The sequence below is a fragment of the Limnohabitans sp. Rim28 genome (assembly GCF_000293865.2).
In the GTDB taxonomy this organism is placed as follows: Bacteria; Pseudomonadota; Gammaproteobacteria; order Burkholderiales; family Burkholderiaceae_C; genus Limnohabitans_A.
Genome location: NZ_ALKN02000003.1, coordinates 60,317 through 81,491, shown reverse-complemented (window position 1 = coordinate 81,491; position 21,175 = coordinate 60,317). Strand labels below are relative to the sequence as shown.

General features: G+C 60.6%; 21 protein-coding genes. 12 read left to right on the top strand and 9 right to left on the bottom strand.

From position 1 onward, the window contains the following. Nucleotides 1-119: 119 nt before the first annotated feature. From trxB to rpmG, 3 genes are all read left to right on the top strand, one after another. On the top strand, nucleotides 120-1,079 hold the full coding sequence (gene trxB, locus B472_RS04720; protein ID WP_019425812.1) for a thioredoxin-disulfide reductase: 960 nt from the start codon (nucleotides 120-122) through the stop codon (nucleotides 1,077-1,079). A gap of 180 nt (nucleotides 1,080-1,259) precedes the next feature. Then, nucleotides 1,260-1,493 carry a 50S ribosomal protein L28 gene (gene rpmB, locus B472_RS04715; RefSeq protein ID WP_026039317.1) on the top strand — a complete coding sequence of 78 codons (234 nt, stop codon included), beginning with the start codon at nucleotides 1,260-1,262 and terminating at the stop codon, nucleotides 1,491-1,493. Between the two features lie 26 nt (nucleotides 1,494-1,519). Then, nucleotides 1,520-1,690 carry a 50S ribosomal protein L33 gene (gene rpmG / locus B472_RS04710; protein ID WP_019425810.1) on the top strand — a complete coding sequence of 57 codons (171 nt, stop codon included), beginning with the start codon at nucleotides 1,520-1,522 and terminating at the stop codon, nucleotides 1,688-1,690. Nucleotides 1,691-1,854: 164 nt separating this feature from the next. Here the strand turns inward: rpmG and B472_RS04705 are convergent, their stop codons facing one another. Next, on the bottom strand, nucleotides 1,855-3,066 hold the full coding sequence (locus B472_RS04705; protein WP_019425809.1) for a fatty acid desaturase: 1,212 nt from the start codon (nucleotides 3,064-3,066) through the stop codon (nucleotides 1,855-1,857). Nucleotides 3,067-3,179: 113 nt separating this feature from the next. Continuing rightward, a complete protein-coding gene (locus B472_RS04700) occupies nucleotides 3,180-4,478 on the bottom strand; it encodes an RsmB/NOP family class I SAM-dependent RNA methyltransferase (protein ID WP_019425808.1) in 1,299 nt (432 codons plus the stop codon). A gap of 54 nt (nucleotides 4,479-4,532) precedes the next feature. Between B472_RS04700 and B472_RS04695 the strand changes: the two genes are divergently transcribed. Next, nucleotides 4,533-4,769: a DUF1653 domain-containing protein gene (locus B472_RS04695; protein ID WP_019425807.1), complete on the top strand. Its 237-nt coding sequence runs from the start codon at nucleotides 4,533-4,535 to the stop codon at nucleotides 4,767-4,769. Here B472_RS04695 and purN read toward each other — a convergent pair. Then, nucleotides 4,739-5,341: a phosphoribosylglycinamide formyltransferase gene (gene purN, locus B472_RS04690; RefSeq protein ID WP_026039316.1), complete on the bottom strand. Its 603-nt coding sequence runs from the start codon at nucleotides 5,339-5,341 to the stop codon at nucleotides 4,739-4,741. The two genes, B472_RS04695 and purN, sit on opposite strands and share 31 nt — an antisense overlap. Before the next feature lie 118 nt (nucleotides 5,342-5,459). On the opposite strand from purN, the gene B472_RS04685 reads away from it, so the two are divergent. Next, complete coding sequence (locus tag B472_RS04685) at nucleotides 5,460-6,641, top strand: acyl-CoA dehydrogenase family protein (protein WP_026039315.1); 1,182 nt, start codon at nucleotides 5,460-5,462, stop codon at nucleotides 6,639-6,641. A gap of 10 nt (nucleotides 6,642-6,651) precedes the next feature. Then, nucleotides 6,652-7,767 carry an acyl-CoA dehydrogenase family protein gene (locus B472_RS04680; RefSeq protein WP_019425804.1) on the top strand — a complete coding sequence of 372 codons (1,116 nt, stop codon included), beginning with the start codon at nucleotides 6,652-6,654 and terminating at the stop codon, nucleotides 7,765-7,767. Nucleotides 7,768-7,808: 41 nt separating this feature from the next. On the opposite strand, the gene B472_RS04675 is transcribed toward B472_RS04680, so the two are convergent. Next, complete coding sequence (locus tag B472_RS04675) at nucleotides 7,809-8,720, bottom strand: DNA ligase (RefSeq protein WP_019425803.1); 912 nt, start codon at nucleotides 8,718-8,720, stop codon at nucleotides 7,809-7,811. Between the two features lie 124 nt (nucleotides 8,721-8,844). Beyond that, complete coding sequence (locus tag B472_RS04670) at nucleotides 8,845-9,402, bottom strand: HNH endonuclease (protein WP_026039313.1); 558 nt, start codon at nucleotides 9,400-9,402, stop codon at nucleotides 8,845-8,847. 179 nt (nucleotides 9,403-9,581) lie between these two features. Here B472_RS04670 and B472_RS04665 point away from each other — a divergent pair, with 179 nt between their 5' ends. The 4 genes from B472_RS04665 to B472_RS04650 all read left to right on the top strand — a co-directional run bounded on the left by B472_RS04665 (nucleotide 9,582) and on the right by B472_RS04650 (nucleotide 15,389). Continuing rightward, the gene (locus tag B472_RS04665; RefSeq protein WP_019425801.1) at nucleotides 9,582-10,619 is read left to right on the top strand and encodes a bifunctional riboflavin kinase/FAD synthetase; all 1,038 of its coding nucleotides are present in this window, start codon (nucleotides 9,582-9,584) and stop codon (nucleotides 10,617-10,619) included. A 132-nt stretch (nucleotides 10,620-10,751) separates the two neighbouring features. Continuing rightward, nucleotides 10,752-13,607: an isoleucine--tRNA ligase gene (ileS, locus tag B472_RS04660; protein ID WP_019425800.1), complete on the top strand. Its 2,856-nt coding sequence runs from the start codon at nucleotides 10,752-10,754 to the stop codon at nucleotides 13,605-13,607. A 31-nt stretch (nucleotides 13,608-13,638) separates the two neighbouring features. Next, nucleotides 13,639-14,154, top strand: a complete 516-nt coding sequence (gene lspA / locus B472_RS04655) for a signal peptidase II (protein ID WP_019425799.1) — start codon at nucleotides 13,639-13,641, stop codon at nucleotides 14,152-14,154. 86 nt (nucleotides 14,155-14,240) lie between these two features. Then, nucleotides 14,241-15,389 (top strand): aminotransferase class V-fold PLP-dependent enzyme, encoded by a 1,149-nt coding sequence (locus B472_RS04650; RefSeq protein ID WP_019425798.1) that lies wholly within the window; start codon nucleotides 14,241-14,243, stop codon nucleotides 15,387-15,389. Between the two features lie 99 nt (nucleotides 15,390-15,488). On the opposite strand, the gene B472_RS04645 is transcribed toward B472_RS04650, so the two are convergent. Next, complete coding sequence (locus B472_RS04645) at nucleotides 15,489-16,472, bottom strand: quinone oxidoreductase (protein ID WP_019425797.1); 984 nt, start codon at nucleotides 16,470-16,472, stop codon at nucleotides 15,489-15,491. A gap of 123 nt (nucleotides 16,473-16,595) precedes the next feature. Between B472_RS04645 and B472_RS04640 the strand changes: the two genes are divergently transcribed. After that, nucleotides 16,596-17,495 (top strand): DMT family transporter, encoded by a 900-nt coding sequence (locus tag B472_RS04640; RefSeq protein ID WP_026039312.1) that lies wholly within the window; start codon nucleotides 16,596-16,598, stop codon nucleotides 17,493-17,495. Here B472_RS04640 and B472_RS04635 read toward each other — a convergent pair. Continuing rightward, on the bottom strand, nucleotides 17,484-18,386 hold the full coding sequence (locus tag B472_RS04635; RefSeq protein ID WP_040505792.1) for a LysR substrate-binding domain-containing protein: 903 nt from the start codon (nucleotides 18,384-18,386) through the stop codon (nucleotides 17,484-17,486). The genes B472_RS04640 and B472_RS04635 overlap by 12 nt on opposite strands. Nucleotides 18,387-18,501: 115 nt before the next feature. Here B472_RS04635 and B472_RS04630 point away from each other — a divergent pair, with 115 nt between their 5' ends. Continuing rightward, a complete protein-coding gene (locus tag B472_RS04630) occupies nucleotides 18,502-19,353 on the top strand; it encodes a class II aldolase/adducin family protein (protein ID WP_019425794.1) in 852 nt (283 codons plus the stop codon). A 70-nt stretch (nucleotides 19,354-19,423) separates the two neighbouring features. Here B472_RS04630 and B472_RS04625 read toward each other — a convergent pair whose 3' ends face one another. Together B472_RS04625 and B472_RS04620 are read right to left on the bottom strand one after the other, a co-directional pair. After that, nucleotides 19,424-20,224 (bottom strand): SDR family oxidoreductase, encoded by an 801-nt coding sequence (locus tag B472_RS04625; protein ID WP_019425793.1) that lies wholly within the window; start codon nucleotides 20,222-20,224, stop codon nucleotides 19,424-19,426. A gap of 42 nt (nucleotides 20,225-20,266) precedes the next feature. Next, complete coding sequence (locus tag B472_RS04620; protein WP_369908179.1) at nucleotides 20,267-21,142, bottom strand: DMT family transporter; 876 nt, start codon at nucleotides 21,140-21,142, stop codon at nucleotides 20,267-20,269. Nucleotides 21,143-21,175 lie beyond the last annotated feature (33 nt).

Genomic DNA, 21,175 nt, shown 5'->3' with positions numbered 1-21,175 from the left:
GACTGGTCTGAGCTGTAAGCCCCCAGACCCACCTGACTTTGGTGGTTTCTTACAATCCAAGGTGCAGCAATAGTCTGTAGCTTGCTTTTTACCTCGAATTCACTCGCCGATTGCCCCATATGCCCGCCTCTCCCAAGCACGCCCAAGTTCTGATTCTCGGCTCTGGCCCTGCCGGTTACACCGCTGCCGTGTATGCCGCACGCGCCAACCTCAAGCCCCTGTTGATCACGGGCATGGCCCAAGGCGGTCAGCTGATGACCACCACCGAAGTGGACAACTGGCCAGCCGACGTGCACGGCGTGCAAGGCCCCGACCTGATGCAACGCTTTCAGGAGCATGCCGAGCGTTTCAACACCGAAATCATCTTTGACCACATTCACACCGTCCAACTTGAGCAGCGCCCTTTCACCCTGATCGGCGACAGCGGCACCTACACCTGCGACAGCTTGATCATTGCCACGGGTGCATCGGCCATGTATTTGGGCTTGCCATCAGAGACCGCCTTCATGGGCCGTGGCGTGAGCGGCTGCGCCACCTGCGATGGTTTTTTCTACCGCGATCAGGTTTGTTGTGTGGTGGGGGGTGGCAACACCGCCGTTGAAGAAGCCCTGTACCTGTCCAACATCGCCAGCAAGGTCTATTTGGTCCACCGCCGCGACAAGTTCAAAGCCGAACCCATCTTGGTGGACAAGCTGATGGACAAGGTGGCCGCAGGCAAGATTGAGCTGAAAACCTTCCAGACCCTGGAAGAAGTGCTGGGCGACGCCACGGGCGTGACCGGCGTTCGCCTGAAGAGCACCGTGGACGGCAGCTTGCACGATGTCGAGCTCAAGGGTTGCTTCATCGCCATTGGCCACGCCCCCAACACCGAAATTTTCCAGGGCCAACTGACGCTGGAAAACGGCTACATCGTGACCCAAAGCGGCTTGAAGGGCTTTGCCACCCAGACTTCGGTGCCCGGTGTGTTTGCCGCTGGCGACGTGCAAGACCACGTTTACCGCCAAGCCATCACCAGCGCTGGCACCGGTTGCATGGCCGCACTGGATGCACAACGGTTCTTGGAACAAAACCAAGCCTGATTTCTGGTTATAATCCAAGGCTTTGCTGCATCTGCTCTGCCCTGGGGTTGGAGATCACAGGCTCAGCGATCTGGGATACCGCCACCCATCTTGGCGAGGTGAGGCTGGAGCGCCAAGCCCCATGCAAATCTGCATGAGGCCCATCGGCACCGGCTGTTTTAAAAGTATCGGAGTGTCCACATGGCACGCGTTTGCGACGTAACGGGCAAAGGCCCAATGACGGGAAACAACGTTTCCCACGCCAACAACAAAACCAAGCGCCGGTTCCTGCCGAACCTGCAATACCGTCGTTTCTGGGTTGAAACAGAAAACCGTTGGGTGCGTCTGCGCGTTTCCAGCGCCGCTCTGCGCCTGATCGACAAAAACGGCATCGATGCCGTGCTCGCAGATCTGCGCGCACGCGGTCAAGCCTAAACCCAGAACATTAGGAGTCATACACCATGGCAAGCAAAGGCGGACGCGAAAAAATCAAGCTGGAATCCACAGCTGGTACTGGTCACTTCTACACGACCAGCAAGAACAAGAAAACAATGCCCGAGAAGATGTCGATCATGAAGTTCGACCCCAAAGCTCGCAAGCACGTTGAGTACAAAGAAATCAAGCTGAAGTAAGCCTTCAACCTGAACCTCTTCAAAAAACCCGCCTCTGGCGGGTTTTTTTGTGGCCTGTTGTCACCTTCAACGACCGTTTAGCCCCCATGCTCGAGGTCAGCGGGTATGGAGAGTCCATGAAAAAAGGGGCCCGAAGGCCCCTTGGTTTGGCATGGCGAGATGGCTCAGGCCGTCTGGCGCACCGCACGCAGCTTGACTGAGAAATCACGCAAAGCAGCGATACCGCTTTCCTCGGCACTGCGGCACCAAGCTTGCAGGTCAGCCGCCAATTGCTCGCGCGAATGCGAGGTGTTGAGCCAGATCTGGCTGAGCTCTTCACGCATCTGGACCATCTTGTCGAGCACGGGGCTGGCCGCACGGGCCAGTTGGAGTTGTGCCTGGGCAGAGGCGGGGACTTTGGCAGCGTCGCGGTGCAACCAGCGCTTGGCCGTTTGCAGCGCATCGGCGTCAAGCTTGAGCTTGCTGGCCTCTTCTTGCATCACAGCGCGAACATTGCGTGCGTAACCGGCCATGACTTCGTAGCGGTTGGCGATCAAGGCTTCAAGAGTTTTCTCGTCGGCCACAGGGCGAATGTCGCCATAAGCCAAACGTGGCGGTGTCTTTTTGACCGTGGCCAGACCCAAGGTTTCAAGGGTGCGGATGTACAACCAACCAATGTCGAACTCATAGGGCTTGACCGACAGCTTAGCCGAGGTGGGGTAAGTGTGGTGGTTGTTGTGCAACTCTTCGCCACCAATCAGGATGCCCCAAGGCGAGATATTGGTGCTGGCGTCGTGCGCCTCAAAGTTGCGATAACCCCAGTAGTGCGCTGCACCATTGATGATGCCGGCGGCTGTGATCGGAATCCAGGCCATTTGCACCGCCCAGACCGTCAAACCGATGAAGCCAAACAAACTGACGTTGATGATCAGCATCAGCGCCACACCTTGCCAAGAAAAGCGGGTGTACAAGTTGCGCTCAATCCAGTCGTCTGGCGTGCCGTGTCCAAAACGCTTGATGGTGTCGAGGTTTTTGGATTCTTTGCGGTACAACTCAGCGCCCGTGAAGAGCACGGTTTTGATGCCGTGCACATGGGGGCTGTGCGGGTCTTCGGCTTGCTCGCACTTGGCGTGGTGCTTGCGGTGAATGGCAGCCCACTCTTTGGTCACCTGACCCGTGGTCAACCACAGCCAAAACCGGAAAAAATGCGCAGGAATGGCGTTCAAGTCCAAGGCACGGTGGGCTTGGTGACGGTGCAAGTAAATCGTGACACTGGCGATGGTGATGTGGGTCAAAGCCAAGGTGATCAACACCATTTGCCACCAAGCCAGATCGAACAAGCCGTGGCCCATCCAATGAATCACTGCATCCAATAAAGCCCAGTCAGGCAACAACATGAGTTTGTCTTTCTAATCACGCCCTTTTCAGGGCAATCCAACGATTTTATGTTTTTCAGAGGAAAAAAGACAGCACTTTCAAACGGTCAAAGGCCTCAGAACGACCAAAGAGGTTACTTTCGTACCCATGAAGCCGCGAAAAAACCGTCCGTGGCATGGCGATGGGGCCACAACCTCAAAAACTGCCCGGCAGGCACGGTCTGCACTTCAGCTTCGCCGGACACATCGGTGGTGCAAAGATCAGCGGCATTGGGCACTTTGAGACGCTCCAACTCCTGGGCCACATTGAGTGGCACAAAGTCCGGGTTGGCCGCGCTGAAAGCCAGAGCGATCCTTTCGTTTTCTTCGGGCAAGACGCTGCAGGTGGCATAGACCAAGCGTCCGCCCGACTTGACCATGCGCGAGGCGCTTTGCAAGATGGCCAGCTGCTTTTCGGTCAACTCTTGCACAGCTTGGGGTTTTTGTCGCCACTTCAAGTCGGGGTTACGGCGCAGGGTGCCCAGACCCGAGCAAGGGGCATCGACCAAGACGCGGTCGATCTTGCCGGCCAGGCGTTTCACGCGGTCGTCGCGCTCGTGGGCAATGGCCGCTGGGTGCACGTTCGACAAGCCACTGCGCGCCATGCGCGGTTTGAGCGCGTCCAGGCGGTGGCCCGAGACATCAAAGGCATACAAACGACCCGTGCTGCGCATGGACGCTCCCAGCGCCAGCGTTTTACCGCCTGCGCCGGCGCAAAAGTCCACCACCATCTCGCCCCGGTGCGCGTCGACCAGCAAGGCCAGCAGCTGCGAGCCTTCGTCTTGGACCTCAATGGCCCCACGGGTGAAGGCGTCGGTCTTTTGCAAGGCAGGCTTGCCTTGCAGGCGCAGGCCCCAAGGCGAGTAAGGCGTGGGCTCTGAGGCGATGCCCGCTTGCGCCAGCTCTTTTTGAACCTCGATGCGCTTGGCATGGAGCATGTTCACACGCAGGTCCAGCGTGCCGGGCTGTTGCAAGTGTTCGGCCAAAGCCCAGAAATCCTCGCCCAATTGGGCTTGCAGGGCCTGCGCCATCCACTCGGGCAGGTTGTGGCGGTGCGGGGCCATCAAGGCGTCGGCTGGAATGGCATCGCAGGTGGCCAGCCATTTTTTTTCGGTGTCGTTGAGCGCTGAAGCTAAAAAATCGCGCGGGCCGAAAAAGCCCAAAATCGCCAGCTTGCGCTCTTTGGGGCCAGAGCCCGAACGGGCCAACTGCTCAAACAGCAGCTTTTTGCGCAATACCGCAAAAGCGGTTTCGGCCAGGGTAGCGCGTTCGCGGGGGCCCAGCGAGCGGTGTTCGCGAAAATAGCGCGATACCACGGCGTCGGCAGGATGTTCAAATTGGAGGACCAGCCTGACCAAATCGGCGCAGGCATCTAACAGGGCTTTTGGATGCATAGGGGTGCATTGTCCCATCTCCAACCCTTGAGACAGACACACATGAGGAAATCCATGTCCGAAAAATTACCACCTCTGATTGAAACGCCCAAAGGCCTGTACCGCCATTACAAAGGGGGCCAATACCGCGTGCTGGGCACCGTGCGCCACAGCGAAGATCTGCAAGCCATGACGCTGTACCAAGCTCTGTATGGCGAGCAAGGCTTGTGGGTGAGGCCTGCGGCCATGTTTGCCGACGTGGCCGAATTCAACGGGAAAGTTCAGCCGCGCTTTACCCGCATTGGAGACTGAGCCAACCAGGCTGCCACGGCTTGCGGATACATCTGGTGCTCTTGGCTGAGCACACGCGCCGCCAAAACGTCGGCGGTATCGTCCGCCAGAACTGGCACCACCGCTTGGGCCAAGATGGCGCCATGGTCCAAGTCGGCCGTGACCTGGTGCACCGTGGCCCCGGCAAAGCGGCAACCGGCATCGATGGCCCGCTGGTGCGTGTGAAGCCCCGGAAAAGCGGGCAACAAGGACGGATGGATATTGAGCAATCGCCCGGCGTAATGCGTCACAAAACCTGGCGTCAGGATGCGCATGAAGCCCGCCAAGACCACCAAAGCAGGGGCATGCCGGTCAATCTCGGCCATCAGGGCGGCATCAAAATCTTCGCGGCTGGCAAAGGCCTTGTGGTCCAGCACGGCGGTGGCCAAGCCGTGTTCTTGGGCCAAGGGCAGGCCCTGGGCATCGGCCCGGTTGCTCAGCACGGCGGCCACCCGGGCGTTCAGGCGCTCGGCCCAGCGGCCCTGTTCAGCGGCACGAACAATGGCCGCCATGTTCGAACCTGAGCCAGAAATCAAAATAACGATGTTTCTCATGAAGGGCTGAATTATCCCTGCAGACCTTGTGCATCTCGGCATTTGTCGCACCAAGGACAAGCCCAAACGGCTGGCGCATGATAAAAAGCACGACCGTTTGATTTTGAGAGAACACCCCATGGATTTGGCATTCACCCCCGACGAACTCGCGTTCCGCGACGAGATCCGCACCTGGGTCAAGGACAACTTGCCCGCCGATATTTCACAAAAAGTGCACAGCGCCATGCGCCTGACGCGTGAAGACATGCAGCGCTGGGCCAAAATTTTGGGCAAAAAAGGCTGGCTGGGCTGGGGTTGGCCCACGCAGTTTGGCGGCCCAGGCTGGACCGCTGTGCAAAAGCACTTGTTCGAAGAAGAATGCGCTTTGGCGGGCGCCCCCCGCGTTGTGCCCTTTGGCCCTGTGATGGTGGCCCCAGTCATCATGACCTTTGGCAATGCTGAGCAACAGCAGCGCTTTTTGCCCGGCATCGCCAGCGGCGAAGTCTGGTGGAGCCAGGGCTACAGCGAGCCGGGCTCCGGCTCGGACTTGGCGTCCCTCAAAACCCGCGCCGAGCGTGTGGGCGACAAATACATCGTCAATGGCCAAAAAACCTGGACCACCTTGGGCCAATACGGTGAGTGGATCTTCTGCCTGGTGCGCACCAGCAACGAAGGCAAGCCCCAAACCGGCATCTCCTTCCTCTTGATCGACATGAAGTCGCCCGGCATCACCGTGCGCCCCATCAAGCTGCTGGACGGCGAGTGCGAGGTCAACGAAGTCTGGTTTGACAACGTCGAAGTGCCCGCCGAGAACCTGGTGGGCGAAGAAAACAAAGGCTGGAACTACGCCAAGCACTTGCTGGCCCACGAGCGCACCAACATCGCCGACGTGAACCGCGCCAAACGCGAGTTGGAGCGCTTGAAGCGCATCGCCAAAGCCGAAGGCGTGTACGACGACATGCGCTTCCGTGACGAAATCGCCAAGCTCGAAGTCGACATCGTGGCCCTGGAAATGCTGGTGCTGCGTGTCCTGTCCGCCGAAAAGTCGGGCAAGAACTCACTCGACATTGCGGGCCTGCTCAAGATCAAGGGCAGCGAAATTCAGCAGCGCTACACCGAGCTGATGATGCAAGCCGCAGGCCCCTTTGCCCTGCCCTTCATCTTCGAAGCCATGGACGCAGGCTGGCAAGGCAACTACCCAGGCGGTGTGGTGGCCAATGCGCCACTGGCAGCCAATTACTTCAACATGCGCAAGACCACCATTTACGGCGGCAGCAACGAAGTGCAACGCAACATCGTCGCCCAGACAGTTTTGGGTTAAGGAGACACACATGGATTTCGATTTTTCTGACGACCAAGAACAACTGCGCGACGCAGTTCGCAAATGGGTGGACAAGGGTTACGACTTTGACCGCCGCCGCGCCATCGTCGCAGCCGGCGGCTTTGACCGCGCCGCTTATGGCGAAATGGCCGAGCTGGGCCTGACAGGCCTGTACGTGAGCGAAGACCACGGCGGCATGGGCATGGGCCCCACCGAGGCCATGGTCACAATGGAGGAACTCGGCCGCGGCATCGTGCTCGAACCCCTGACCCAAACCCTGATCTGCAGCGCCACGCTGCAAACCCACGCCCCTGCTGCTTTGCAAGCCGCATGGCTGCCCCGCATGGCCGCAGGCGAAGCCATCGTGGTGTTGGCGCAGCAAGAGCGCGGTGCCCGCTATCAGCTGAACCGTTGCGCCGCGCAGGCCAGCGAATCAAACGGTGCATGGACCGTGCGCGGCACCAAGAGTGTGGTGGCCATTGGCGATCAAGCCGACGCCTTCGTGGTGCCCGCCACCGTGAATGGCCAGATCGCTTTGTTTTTGGTGGAACGCAGCGCGAATGGCGTGAGCACCCAAGCCTATGGCACGCAAGACGGCTCACGCGCTGCCGAAGTAGTGATGAACAAAGCCCCCGCGCAGCTGATCACATTGAACGGCCTGAGTGCTTTGGAAGAAGCGGTTGACATCGGCATCGCTTGCACATGCGCCGAAGCCGTGGGCGTGATGGACAAGACCCTGGCGATCACCGTGGACTACATGAACACCCGCAAGCAATTCGGCGTGAACATCGCCAGTTTCCAGGCCCTGCGTCACCGCGTGGCCGACATGAAGATGCAGCTGGAGTTGGGCCGCTCGATGAGCTACTACGCCAGCCTGAAACTGCACGCCCCTGCCGACGAGCGCCGCGGCGCCTTGGCCCGCGCCAAGTACCAGTTGGGCGTGTCCATGCGCTTCATTGGCCAGCAGGCTGTGCAGCTGCATGGCGGCATTGCCGTCACAGACGAGTACATCGTGAGCCACTACTTCAAGAAATTGACGCAACTCGATATGAGCTTTGGCGACACCCTGCATCAGCTGGGTGAAGTGTCGGCGCGCATGCAAGACACGGCGGGCGTGTTTGCCTGAAGGGATCAACAGACCGGAGCGAGGCGGGAGGGCGGTGCGGCTCACTCCGCCTCGCGCACCCGCACAAAAGAGGCAAAGCGTGGTAAACCTGAAGGCGTGCGTTCGGGGTACCGATAAGTGACCCACGACCCGACAGGCGGCGGATCTCGGCGCAAGGCATCGCTCAGGCCCGATCCCAAGCTAAAGCGCTGGCCCGACGGTGTTTGCACCCACAAAGCCCCGGTTTGGCCCTTCAAACGTCCTTTGCCCGCTTGGTGCCCCACCACCAAGCCTTCTTCGTCCAACTCGGGCTTGAACTTGAACAGTGCATCGGTGCGGCCGTCCTGCCACAGCGCATCGATCCGGTGCAACATCAAGCCCTCTCCGCCTTGACGCACCGTTTCTTGCAACAGGGTTTGCAAAGCCCCTGCGTCTTTCACCTCATGTTGAGCCACGGGTTTTAACCACGGCACTTGGGCTGCGGCCAACACCGATTGAACAAGGCCCACACGCTCTGAGAAAGTCCCCGGATGCTTGGGCGCGTCGAAAATCCAGTACTGAACTTCACGCCAAGCATCATCGTTGGGCACCGATTGACGCACCACACCCGACAAACGGTCAAACGCCCCTCTGGCCATCCACAACTCGCCATCCAAGGCCAGTGAAGGCAAAGCTGCAACAAACCAAGACGGTGCCGCAATAGGACGGCCGCTGCGAAAACGCAAAGCCTGCCCATCCCACATGGCTCTGACCCCATCGAGTTTTTCACTGACCCCAAAACCCTGAGGTGAGCGCGTGGGTGGCCAAATGCGGGCCAATTGCACCGACATCACAGGCAACTCGGCAGCACTTGTCGCTTGGGCTTGGGCCCATGGGGTGCGCACCAGGCCCGAGCTTGTGACCAAGGCCACCAAAACATGGCGCCGCTTCAGCCCCGAAGCCTTGAACGATTGGACCCATGCGCGTAGGGACATGCTGAATCTCCTGGTGAGCATCAGGCCCCACAAAAGAGGCCCTTGGTTTTCAGGAAATGATGATGCGGCGATTTTCAGGCTCGCGCAAGGCCTGAAGGTCAGCGTCTGCCGTCAGGCCCTTGAATCACGCCAACATTCGAGATGTTTTGGGCACATGCGCCATCAAAAACTCCATCTGGTCACTCAAAATGCGGCGGTTGCGCAGGATGAAGTCTTCCCACAGGCTGGGCACATAGGGGGCGTACAGCAGGGGCATCTTGGCCTGCTCGGGGGTGCGGCTGCTTTTGCGGTGGTTGCAAGAACGGCAAGCGGTGACCACATTCATCCAGTGGTCTGGGCCTTTTTGACTGACGGGAACGATGTGCTCACGGGTCAGCACCGATTCGTGGAAATGCCCGCCGCAGTAAGCGCAGACATTCCGATCGCGCACGAACAACTTGGGGTTGGTCAAACCCGAGCGCATGTCAAACGGGTTGATGCGGGGCACGCCTTGGGTGCCGATGATGCTGTTCACGGTGATGACAGATTGCTGGCCGGTGAGCGCGTTGTGCCCCCCGTGGAACACGGCCACTTGCTGGCCTGCTTCCCAGCGCACCTCGTCGGCGGCGTAATGGGTGACCGCTTGCTCCAGGGTGATCCATGATTGCGGCAAGCCTTGGGCCGAGAGTTTCAAAACCTTCACAGACGCCTCCATCCAACAGTTTAAAAAACCACTGACACGAAAAGTTCCGTCTCGATCGGTCCACATGCCTGAGGTGACAGACTGCGGTGATCGGGCTCAGTCACAATATACCCTCTTACATTGACAAAACCGTGAATGCTGGCGAGTGGCCAGATGGGCGGTGGGACTCCACAAGCAACATGAAGGTTTTTCGCGGCTTCCATCACCCCGATCGGGCACCCGCCTGCGCGTTGACCATCGGCAATTTCGACGGCGTGCACCGGGGCCACCAAGCCATGCTGGCGCTGTTGCGCAGCGAAGCCGCTCACCGGGGCGTGCCCAGCTGCGTCATGACCTTCGAGCCGCACCCACGCGACTACTTTGCCAAAGCACTGAGTCAGCCCGATTTGGCCCCAGCGCGCATCGCCACGCTGCGCGACAAATTGCAAGAGCTTGAGCGCTGCGGCGTGGACCAAGTGGTGGTCCTGCCCTTTGACGCACGACTGGCCAGCCAGTCACCCCAAGACTTCATTCAGCAGGTGCTGGTGCGCGGCCTGGGCGTGCGCTATGTGCTGGTGGGCGATGATTTCCGTTTTGGCACCCAGCGCGCGGGCGACTACGCCATGCTCGATGCTGCCGGGCAAAACCTGGGCTTTGACGTGGCGCGCATGAACAGCTACGAGGTGCGTGGCCTGCGCGTGTCCAGCTCGGCCGTGCGCGAAGCGCTGAACCGGGGTGACATGGCCGCTGTGCAGGCCCTGCTGGGACGGCCCTACAGCATCAGCGGCCATGTGGTGCACGGGCGCAAACTGGGTCGCGAGTTGGCCGCCACAACGCAGGGCGCAGGCGACGGCTTTCGCACCCTGAATTTGCGCTTTTCGCACTGGAAGCCCGCGGCCAGCGGCATCTTTGTGGTTGAGGTGCATGGCTTGGCCGATCAGCCCTTGAAGGGCGTGGCCAATTTGGGCATCCGCCCTTCACTCGACCCGAACGATGTCAACGGCGGCCGCGTGCTTCTGGAAACCCATGCCTTCGACTGGCCCGCCCAGCTCGGGCCCGAGGGGGGCTACGGTAAAATCATTCGGGTGGACTTGCTGCATAAATTACACAACGAACTCAAATACGACGGTCTGGACGCCTTGACAAAGGGCATCGCCAAAGACTGCGACGACGCGCAAGCGTGGTTTGCCTCGCGCCACGGTGAAACCAGCCGCCAAACCACCCGCGACCGAATTTGACGCTCTGGCCCTCGTTTGCCGCCCTCGACAGGCTCAGGGCGAACGAAAAAACGGCCCACCCCTGTCCCTTTACTCTCCGAACGGCCCGCCGCTCGGGCTGAGCTTGTCGAAGCCCTCTCGACTTGACGCACCATGACCGACAAAAGCCAGAACCCCGACACCCGCATCAACATGATGGACACCCCTTTCCCGATGCGCGGCGACCTGCCCAAGCGCGAGCCGGGCTGGGTGAGCGCGTGGAACGACGGTGGTTTGTACAAAAAACTGCGTGCTGCCCGCCAAGGCGCACCGCTGTTTGTGCTGCACGACGGGCCGCCCTACGCCAACGGCAAGCTGCACATCGGCCACGCGCTCAACAAAGTGCTCAAGGACATGATCGTCAAGTCCAAGCAATTGGCGGGCTTTGATGCGCAATACATCCCCGGTTGGGATTGCCATGGCTTGCCGATCGAAAACGCCATCGAAAAACTGCACGGCCGCAAGCTCTCCAGAGACGACATGCAGGCCAAAAGCCGCGCCTTTGCCACAGAGCAAATTGGCCAACAGCGCGAAGACTTCAAACGCCTCGGGGTACTCGGCGACTGGGAACGCCCTTACCGGACCATGGACCCGGCCAACGAGGCCGGTGAAATCCGCGCCTTCAAACGCGTGATCGAGCGCGGCTTTGTGTACCGTGGCCTCAAGCCTGTTTACTGGTGCTTTGACTGCGGATCGTCGCTCGCCGAATTCGAGATCGAATACCAGGACAAACAAAGCGACACGCTGGACGTGGCCTTTGAAACCGACGACGCGGCCAAATTGGCTGCGGCCTTTGGCCTCCATGCACTTCCCGCTGGGCAAAGCGGCTTTGCCGTGATCTGGACCACCACCGCCTGGACCATCCCTGCCAACCAAGCCCTGAACGCCCACCCCGAGCTGACCTATGCGCTGGTGCAAACCGACAAAGGTTGCCTGGTGCTGGCCGAGTCGCTGGTCGACAAATGCCTGGAGCGCTTTGGCCTGCAAGGCGGCACCGTGCTGGCCACGGCCAAAGGTACGGCGCTGGGCGGCCTGAATTTCCGCCACCCGCTCCATGACGTGGATGCAGGCTACAAGCGCCTGTCACCCGTTTACTTGGCCGAATACGTCAGCGACAGCGACGGCACGGGCCTGGTGCACTCGTCGCCCGCTTACGGCGTGGACGACTTCAACTCCTGCATTGCCAATGGCCTGAAATACGACGACATCCTGAACCCGGTGCAAGGCAACGGCACCTATGCCGAAGACTTCCCGCTGTTTGGCGGGCTGCACATCTGGAAAGCCATTCCCGTGGTGCTGGACGCGCTGCGCCATGCGGGTCGCTTGCTGTCCACTGTGACCATCACCCACAGCTACCCACATTGCTGGCGCCACAAAACCCCCGTGATTTACCGCGCCGCTGCCCAATGGTTTGTGCGCATGGACGAGGGCGAAGGCGTGTTCACCCAAGACAAAGCGCCCAAGACCCTGCGCCAGCTGGCACTCGACGCGATCGAACAAACCCAGTTCTACCCCGAAAATGGCCAATCCCGTTTGCGCGACATGATCGCCAACCGTCCCGACTGGTGCATCTCGCGTCAGCGCAGCTGGGGCGTCCCGGTGCCCTTCTTCCTGCACAAGGACTCGGGTGAACTGCACCCCAACACCATGGCCATCCTGGACCAGGCCGCTGACATCGTGGAAAAAGGCGGCATCGAAGCCTGGAGCCGCGTGACGGTGGAAGAGATTTTGGGCGCAGCCGACGCCCCGCACTACACCAAGAGCACCGACATCCTGGAGGTCTGGTTCGACTCTGGCTCCACCTTCCAGCATGTGCTGCGCACCAGCCACAAAGACGCCTACGGCGTGGCGCCTTTCCATGCCCAAGGCCCTGAAGCCGACCTGTACCTGGAAGGCCACGACCAGCACCGCGGCTGGTTCCACAGCTCGCTGCTGCTGGGTTGTGCCCTTTACGACCGTGCCCCTTACCGGGGTCTTCTGACCCACGGCTTTGCCACCGACGGCCAGGGCCGCAAGATGAGCAAGTCGCTGGGCAACACCGTCGAGCCACAAACCATCACCTCCAAGATGGGCGCGGAAATCGTGCGCTTGTGGGTGGCCAGCACCGACTACTCGGGCGATCTGAACATCGACGACAAAATCCTGGCTCGCGTGGTGGACTCGTACCGCCGCATCCGCAACACGCTGCGCTTTTTGCTGGCCAACGTGAGCGACTTTGACCCGGCCACAGACACCGTGCCCGACGACCAGCTGCTGGAGATCGACCGCTTTGCGCTGGCGCGTGCCGCGCAACTGCAAGCCGACATCCGCGCCCACTTTGACGCTTACGAGTTTCACCCCGTGGTGTCCAAGCTGCAGATTTATTGCTCGGAAGACCTGGGCGCGTTTTATCTGGACGTGCTCAAGGACCGCCTGTACACCACCGCACCCAAGAGCCTGGCCCGCCGCAGTGCCCAAACGGCGCTGTACCGCATCACCCACGGCATGCTGCGCTGGATGGCGCCGTTCTTGTCCTTCACAGCCGAAGAAGCTTGGACAACATTTGGCAAGTCCGAATCCATCTTCTTGGAAACCTTCACCGACTTCGGCGCGGCCGATGCCACGCTGCTTGGCAAATGGGGCCGCATCCGCGAGATCCGCGACCTGGTGAACAAGGACATTGAAAACCTGCGCACCGCAGGTCAAGTGGGTGCTTCCTTGCAAGCGGAGATCACACTGACCGCACCCGCCGCTGACCACGCCCTGCTGGCCAGCTTGGGTGCAGACATCAAGTTCGTGTTCATCACCTCCAAAGTGACGTTGCAGGCAGGAGACCCACTGGCCGTGCAAGTGGTGGCCAGCCAAGCCACCAAATGCGAGCGCTGCTGGCATTACGCCGACGACGTGGGCCTTGATGCCGCACACCCCACGATTTGCGGGCGCTGCGTGAGCAACTTGCACGGCACTGGCGAAACACGCAGCGTGGCCTGACATTCACGCACAACCCAGACAAGGCAAACCCATGGCCAGCAGCAAAAAAATTGGCAAAAGCCACGCCAGCAAAAGCCAGGGCATGGTGCTCTGGCTGGGCATGGCCCTGTTGGTGCTGGTGCTCGACCAATTCACCAAGGTGCTGGTACTGGGCGCTTTCCAGCTGGGCGACAGCACCCCGATCACCTCGTTTTTCAACTTGGTGCGGGTGCACAACCACGGTGCGGCATTCTCGTTCTTGGCGGGTGCAGGCGGCTGGCAGCGCTGGTTTTTCACCGGCATTGGCGTGGCAGCGGCCATCTTCATGGTCTGGATGCTCTGGTCGCATCCCGGCCAAAAACTCTTCAGCTTGGCCATCTCGCTCATTTTGGGCGGGGCGATTGGCAATGTGGTGGACCGCCTGCTGCACGGCTATGTGGTCGACTTTCTGGACTTTTACTGGGGTGCTTGGCACTTCCCGGCCTTCAACGTGGCCGATGCCGGCATCAGCGTGGGCGCAGCCCTGCTGATCCTGGATGAAATCCTGCGCGTGCGGCGCGGTCGCTGAGACACACCCGCCAAAGGCTCATCACAACCCAACGGGGCGAACTCAGGTAAGCTCATCCCCCCTGATTGAAAAACACGGAGATCCCCATGCCCGGATTGTTGCCCCACATTGACCCCGATGGTCTGCTTGAGTTTTCGGTGGTCTACACCGACCGCGCCCTGAACCACATGTCCAAGCGCTTTGGCGGCGTGATGACCGACATCTCGCGCATGCTGAAAACCGTCTACGGTGCCCATTCGGTCGCTTTGGTTCCTGGCAGCGGCACCTTTGGCATGGAGTCTGTCGCCCGACAATTTGCCACCGACCAGCATGTCATGGTGATCCGCAATGGCTGGTTCAGCTTTCGCTGGACGCAAATTTTTGACATGGGCCGCATTCCCAAAAGCCACAGCGTGCTCAAGGCCCGCCGCGTCACGGACCACGCCCAATCCGCTTGGGTCCCGGCCCCGATCGCAGAAGTGACCGCCGCCATCGCCGCAGAAAAACCTGCTTTGGTGTTTGCCCCGCATGTGGAAACTTCGGCCGGCATGATCCTGCCCGACGACTACCTGAAAGCTGTGGCCGATGCGGTGCACGCGGTGGGTGGTTTGTTTGTGCTGGACTGCATCGCCTCGGGCGCCATGTGGGTGGACATGAAGGCCACCGGCGTAGACGTGTTGATCAGCGCACCGCAAAAAGGCTGGAGCAGCTCGCCTTGCTGCGCCATGGTCATGTTGAGCGAACGCGCCCGCCAAGCCATTGATGCCACCACCAGCACCACCTTTGCGATGGATCTCAAAAAGTGGCTGCAAGTGATGGAAACCTACGAAAGTGGGGCCCACATGTACCACACCACTTTGCCCACGGACGCGCTTCAGCGCTTGCAAGAAACCATGTTGGAAACCGAAGCCTATGGCTTTGCCAAAGTGCGTGACGAGCAGATGGCCTTGGGCCGCCAAGTGCGCTCATTGCTCTTGGAGCACGGTTTCCCCAGTGTGGCAGCGCCCGGCTTTGAAGCCCCAGGCGTGGTGGTGAGCTACACCACCGACCCGGACATCCAGAGCAGCAAGAAGTTCCTGGCGTTGGGCCTGCAAACCGCTGCAGGTGTGCCGCTGCAGTGCGATGAACCGGCCGACTTCCGCACCTTCCGCATGGGCTTGTTTGGTTTGGACAAATGGCACGATGTGCCGCGCACCTTGCAGCTGTTGCGCGGCGCGCTCGAAACGATTGCGCCCAAGGCCAAGCTGGCCGCTTGATCCTGCGTTTGAACCAAAAAAAACCGCTGACTCTTACAAGTCAGCGGTTTTTTTATGGGCCAGCCCAAGCGATCGGTACCAGAGCACCGATACCGCACATCACAAAGTGATGATGGTGCAACCCGTGGTTTTGCGGGCTTCCAGAGCGATGTGTGCGTCCTGAATTTTTGCCAAGGGAAAGGTCTGCTCGATGTGGATCTTGACCTTGCCACTGGTCACGGCTTCGAACAAATCATCGGCCATGGCCTGCGTGTTCTCGCGGGTGGTGATGTGGCTGAACAGGGTTTGGCGCGTCACATAGATCGAACCCTTGGGTCCGAGGATGCCCGGCGCAAACGGGGCCACAGGGCCTGAGGCATTGCCAAAACTGGCCATCAAACCAAAGGGGGCCAAGCAATCCAGTGATTTGTCCCAAGTGTCTTTGCCCACCGAGTCGTAAACCACTTTGACGCCTTTGCCACCGGTGATCTCTTTGACCTTGGCCTGGAAATCTTCGGTGGCATAGTTGATGCAAAACTCGGCACCATTGGCCAAAGCCAAAGCGCATTTGGTATCGCTGCCGGCAGTGCCAATCAAGCGCAGGCCCAGGGCCTTGGCCCACTGGCAAGCGATCAGGCCCACGCCACCCGCAGCAGCATGGAACAACACAAAGTCACCGGCTTTGAGGCCGCCTTGGGGCAGCGTGCGCTTGAGCAGGTATTGCGCGGTCAGGCCCTTGAGCATCATGGCCGCGCCGGTTTCGAAGGAAATCGCATCGGGCAACTTGCACACGCACTTGGCGGGCATCACGCGCACTTCACAGTAGCTGCCGGGTGGCTGGCTGGCATACGCTGCGCGATCGCCCACTTTCAGGTGCGTCACGCCCTCGCCCACAGCTTCGACCACGCCCGACCCTTCCATGCCTAATTTGAGGGGCATGGGCAGTGGGTACAAACCACCGCGCTGGTAGACGTCAATGAAGTTCAGGCCAATGGCCTTGTGGCGGATGCGGATCTCGCCGGGGCCGGGTTCACCGACCGTGACGTCGACCAACTTCATGACTTCGGGACCGCCGTTTTGGTCGATCTGGACTGCAAGGCTCATGGGAAATTCTCCTGTAGGGTTGATTACAAACTGTGCGTGACTTTGCCACGAATCTCATGCCGGAGTCCGGGGTGGGGACAGCTGGGCGACAGCGGGAAAACCCGAACATCGCTAAAGTGCCGCATGTCTCAAAAACTTTCTCCCGTCACCGCTTTGCTCCTGACGGTGCCCCCATTGCTCTGGGCGGGCAATGCCGTGGTCGGCCGCTTGGTCACCGACTTGGTGCCCCCGATCACCCTCAACTTTTTGCGCTGGGCCGTGGCCTTCGTGATCTTGCTGCCCTTGGCGGCTTGGGTGCTGCGGCGCAGCAGCGGCCTGTGGGCCCACTGGCGGCGTTTTGCCTTGCTCAGTTTGTTGGGCGTGGGCTGCTACAACGCGCTGCAATACCTGGCCCTGCAAACCTCCACGCCGCTGAACGTGACCCTGGTGGCCGCCAGTGGTCCGGTGTGGATGCTGGGCATTGGCGCCCTGTTTTTTCAGGCGCCGGTGCGGCGGGCCCAAGTCTATGGGGCGGTGTTGTCGATTGTGGGCGTGTTGGTGGTGCTCTCGCGGGGCGACTGGACACAGCTCATGGCCGTGCGTTTGGTGGTGGGTGATCTGTTCATCTTGCTGGCCACGGCCTGCTGGTCTTGGTACAGCTGGATGCTCACCCGCCGTGACGAGCCCGAGGCCATTCGCAAAGACTGGGCAGCGTTTTTGCTGGCGCAAGTGGTCTTTGGCTTGGCATGGTCCGGCCTGTTCGCGGGCATGGAATGGGGCCTGACCGATGCGCAGATCACCTGGGGCTGGCCACTGATCGCCGCGTTGGCTTTTGTGGCCGTGGGTCCGGCCGTGCTGGCCTACCGCTGTTGGGGGCTGGGCGTCCAGCAGGCAGGCCCGGCGGTGGCCGGCTTTTTTGCCAACCTCACCCCGCTCTTTGCGGCCATCTTCTCAGCCGCCTTTTTGGGCGAGTTGCCACAACTGTTTCACGCGCTGGCCTTTGCGTTGATCATTGGTGGGATCTGGGTGTCCTCAAGGCGCTGAATCGCCCAACCCCGCTTGCGCTTGCATCCACTGCACAAAGGCCAATGTGGCACCGCGTGCGCGGTCGGTTTGGCGCACGCTCATGAAATGCACCGGGCGCACCAAGGCGGGCCAGCCGTCTGCGCCCAACACCACCAACTCGCCACGCTCGATCTCGCGCGCGGCCAGTCGCGTACTCTCCAGCGCCACCCCCATGCCGTCGACCGCCGCTGCAATCGCCATGGCCGCACGGTCAAAAGACGGTCTTGGACGTACCGGCATCAACAGGTCGTGGAAGGCAAACCACTGCGGCCAGCCCACGGGGCTGAGCTGCGAATCGATCAAAGGCCAACGGGCCAGCAACTGCTCGGGCGACTCGTCGCGCTGCAGCAGGAGCGGGGCCACCAGAGGTGCGATGTGCTCATCACCCAAGGCGCAAACATCGAGCCCGGCGCTGTGGCGTGGCGGGCCATAGGAGATGGTGACATCGATCTCGCGCTGCGCCCCCAAATCCAGCGGCTCGGCCCCCGTGGTCAGCCGGATGTTGACCGTGGGGTTCAAGGCCATGAAACTGGGTAAGCGCGGGCCCAGCCACTTGAGCGCCAGACTGGGCGCGCAGTGCACCGCCAGCACCTGGTCCTGCGTGGGCAACTGCACCTCGGCGCAACTGGCTTCGAGGGCGCCAAACAAACGGTCCAGGCTCTCAAACAGACGCTGCCCCTCCCGCGTGGTCTGCACTTGGCGGTGATGGCGCTCGAAGAGCGCCCGCCCAAAGTACTTTTCCAAATCGCGGATCTGGTGGCTGATGGCCGAAGGCGTCAGGTGCAGCTCTTGCGCGGCCAAAGCAAAACTCTGCAGGCGCGCAGCCGCTTCGAAGGTGCGCAAGCGGGCTAAAGGTGGAAGATTTCTCATGCGAATGGTTTTCAGATGAATTGATCTCATGTTTCCATGAGCATTCACCGTTTGTCAAGGCACACCAATCGGGCGAATATCGGGTTTCAAGCCCTTTCGTTTTTCAGGACCACCCGTGAGCACCCACCATTTTTTGCCCTCAGAGCACCGCTTTGACCCCTTGACCGAGCCCAAGGTGTCGATTTACCAACCCGATCAAGCCGGTTTGCTGTTCCCGGGCATCCCCAGTTTTGACAACCATGCCCAGCACCGCCAGTACCTCAAAGAGCGCCTGGCCGGGGCTTGCCGGGCCTTTGCCCGCGCCGGGTTGGACTACGGCTTTGCCGGGCACCTGACCATCCGCGACCCTGAGCGCCCGCACCTGTACTGGACCAACCCCATGGCGGTGCACTTTGCGCAGGTCAAGGTGTCCAACCTGATCTTGGTGGACCACCAGGGTCAAGTGATCGAGGGCGACTATGCGGTCAACCGCGCCGGGTTTGTGCTGCACGCCGCCGTGCACGAGGCGCACCCCGACATCCTGGCCATGTGCCATGCGCACACGGTGTACGGCACGGCCTTCGCCTCGCTCGGCCAGCCGCTGCTGCCCATCTCGCAAGACGCGGCGGCTTTCTTTGAAGACCATGTGGTCATTGGCGACGAAGCCGGTCAAGTGGCGGTCGAGGTCAAGGCCGGCCTGAAGGTGGCCGATTGGTTCAAGGGCGTCAAAGCCGCCATCCACCAAAACCATGGCCTGTTCACCGCCAGCCGACACAGCATCGAGGCCGCAGCCTTTTGGTTCATCGCGCTGGAGCGCTGCTGCAAGCAACAACTGGCCGTGATGGCCACAGGCCAAACCCCACGCCTGGTGCCCCCAGACCGCGCCCGCTACAGCCGCGAACACGTCGGCAGCGAATACATCGGCTGGCTGCACTTCCAGACCATTTGGAACGATCTGGTGCGTACCGAAGCAGACTTGCTGGAGTGAGGGGCGAGAGCATCAACATGCGCGGCGAACCATCGCCAGTGGATGCGCCGCTAAAAACCAGTGCGTGTCTTCAATACGTCCCGGCGTAAGCCCCACCATCGGCCAACACGTTTTGGCCTGTCATGTAGGCCGCGTGCTGGCTGCACAAGAAGGCGCAGATGGCACCGAACTCTTGGGGGTTGCCGTAGCGGCCAGCGGGGATTTGGGCTTGCTGGATCACGCGCAACTCTTCGACCGTTTTGCCTTGCTTTTGCGCCATGGCGGGCAGCGTGGCGCGGATGCGGTCGGTGTCGAATTTGCCGGGCAACAAGTTGTTGATGGTCACGCCTTTGGCGGCAATGGCGCTGCGCGAAGCACCGGCCACAAAGCCCGTCAGGCCGCTGCGTGCGCCGTTGGACAGGCCCAGCACATCGATAGGGGCCTTCACGGCGCTGCTGGTGATGTTGATGATGCGGCCAAAGCCGCGTGCGGCCATGCGGTCCACGGTGGCCTTGATCAGTTCAATCGGGGTGAGCATGTTGCCGTCGATGGCTTTGAGCCAGGCCTCGCGGTTCCAGTCGCGGAAGTCGCCAGGCGGCGGGCCGCCTGCGTTGGTCACCACGATGTCGTAGTCTTTGCCGGGGCCACCCGCCACGTTCCAGATGGCTTCGCGCCCGGCTTCGGTGGTGATGTCCACGGCCACGCCAATCAACTGCACCTTGCCACCCGTCTCAGCACGCAAGTCGTCCACGGCTTTGTTCAGCACTTCCGCGCCGCGTGCCACCATGACCACGTTGACACCCTCCAGCGCCAAAGCCCGTGCGCAACCCCAGCCCAAGCCTTTGCTTGCGCCACCCACCAAAGCCCATTTGCCTGCAATGCCCAAGTCCATGTCAATCTCCTGAAGTTAAAGTTATACGGCTCAAAGGCCGCATTATGGTTGGCGGTCTGAAGGCCGCGTGACCCTAAACACACCGCCCAGGACCAACACGGTCCCAGCGATGATCCACATGTTGAAAGGTTCACCCAAAATCCACACGCCCATCATCAGCGTGGACATCGGGCCGATCATGCCGGTTTGCGCCGTGAGCCCGGGTCCAATGCGCTCAATGGCCATCATCACCAACAAGACCGGCAAAACGGTGCAAACCGTGGCATTCAAAAAAGACAGCCACAACACCGCCTCGGGCACCTGCACGGCCGTCATGGGCTGCAGGAATGCGAACTGCACGATGCAAAAAAAACACGCCACGCTGGTGGCCAGCCCTGCCAATCGCAAGGCGCCAAGGCGTTGAACCAACTGGCCGCTGTAGGTCAGGTACACCGCGTAGGTGACCGCACTCAAAAAGACCAGCAAAGCACCCCAAGCCGCGTGCGGCCCTGCCAGCCCGAGCTCGTGCCCAAACACCAGCAAAACGCCCGAATAGCTGATGGCCATGGCCACGCCTTGGCGTTGGGTGATGCGCTTTTTGAACAACATCCAACCCAGCAGCAATACGAGCGTGGGGTTGAGGTACAAAATCAGCCGCTCCAGCGAGGCAGTGATGAACTCGAGGCCCCAAAAATCCAGAAAGCTCGACAGGTAATAACCGCAAAACCCCAGACCCACCACGCCCAGCCAATCGGCCCGGGTCAGGGGCGCTTTGCCCCGCCCAGCCCACCAGGCCATGAGCAGAAAAAAAGGCAAGGCAAACAGCATCCGCAGCATGAGCAGCGTGACCGCATCGACGCCGTGGCGGTAAGCCAGCTTGACGATGATGGCCTTGCCGCTGAAAGCCATGGAGCCTGCTGCTGCCAGCATCAGACCCATGGTCAATTTGGAAGGCGCTTCAACCTGCATCAC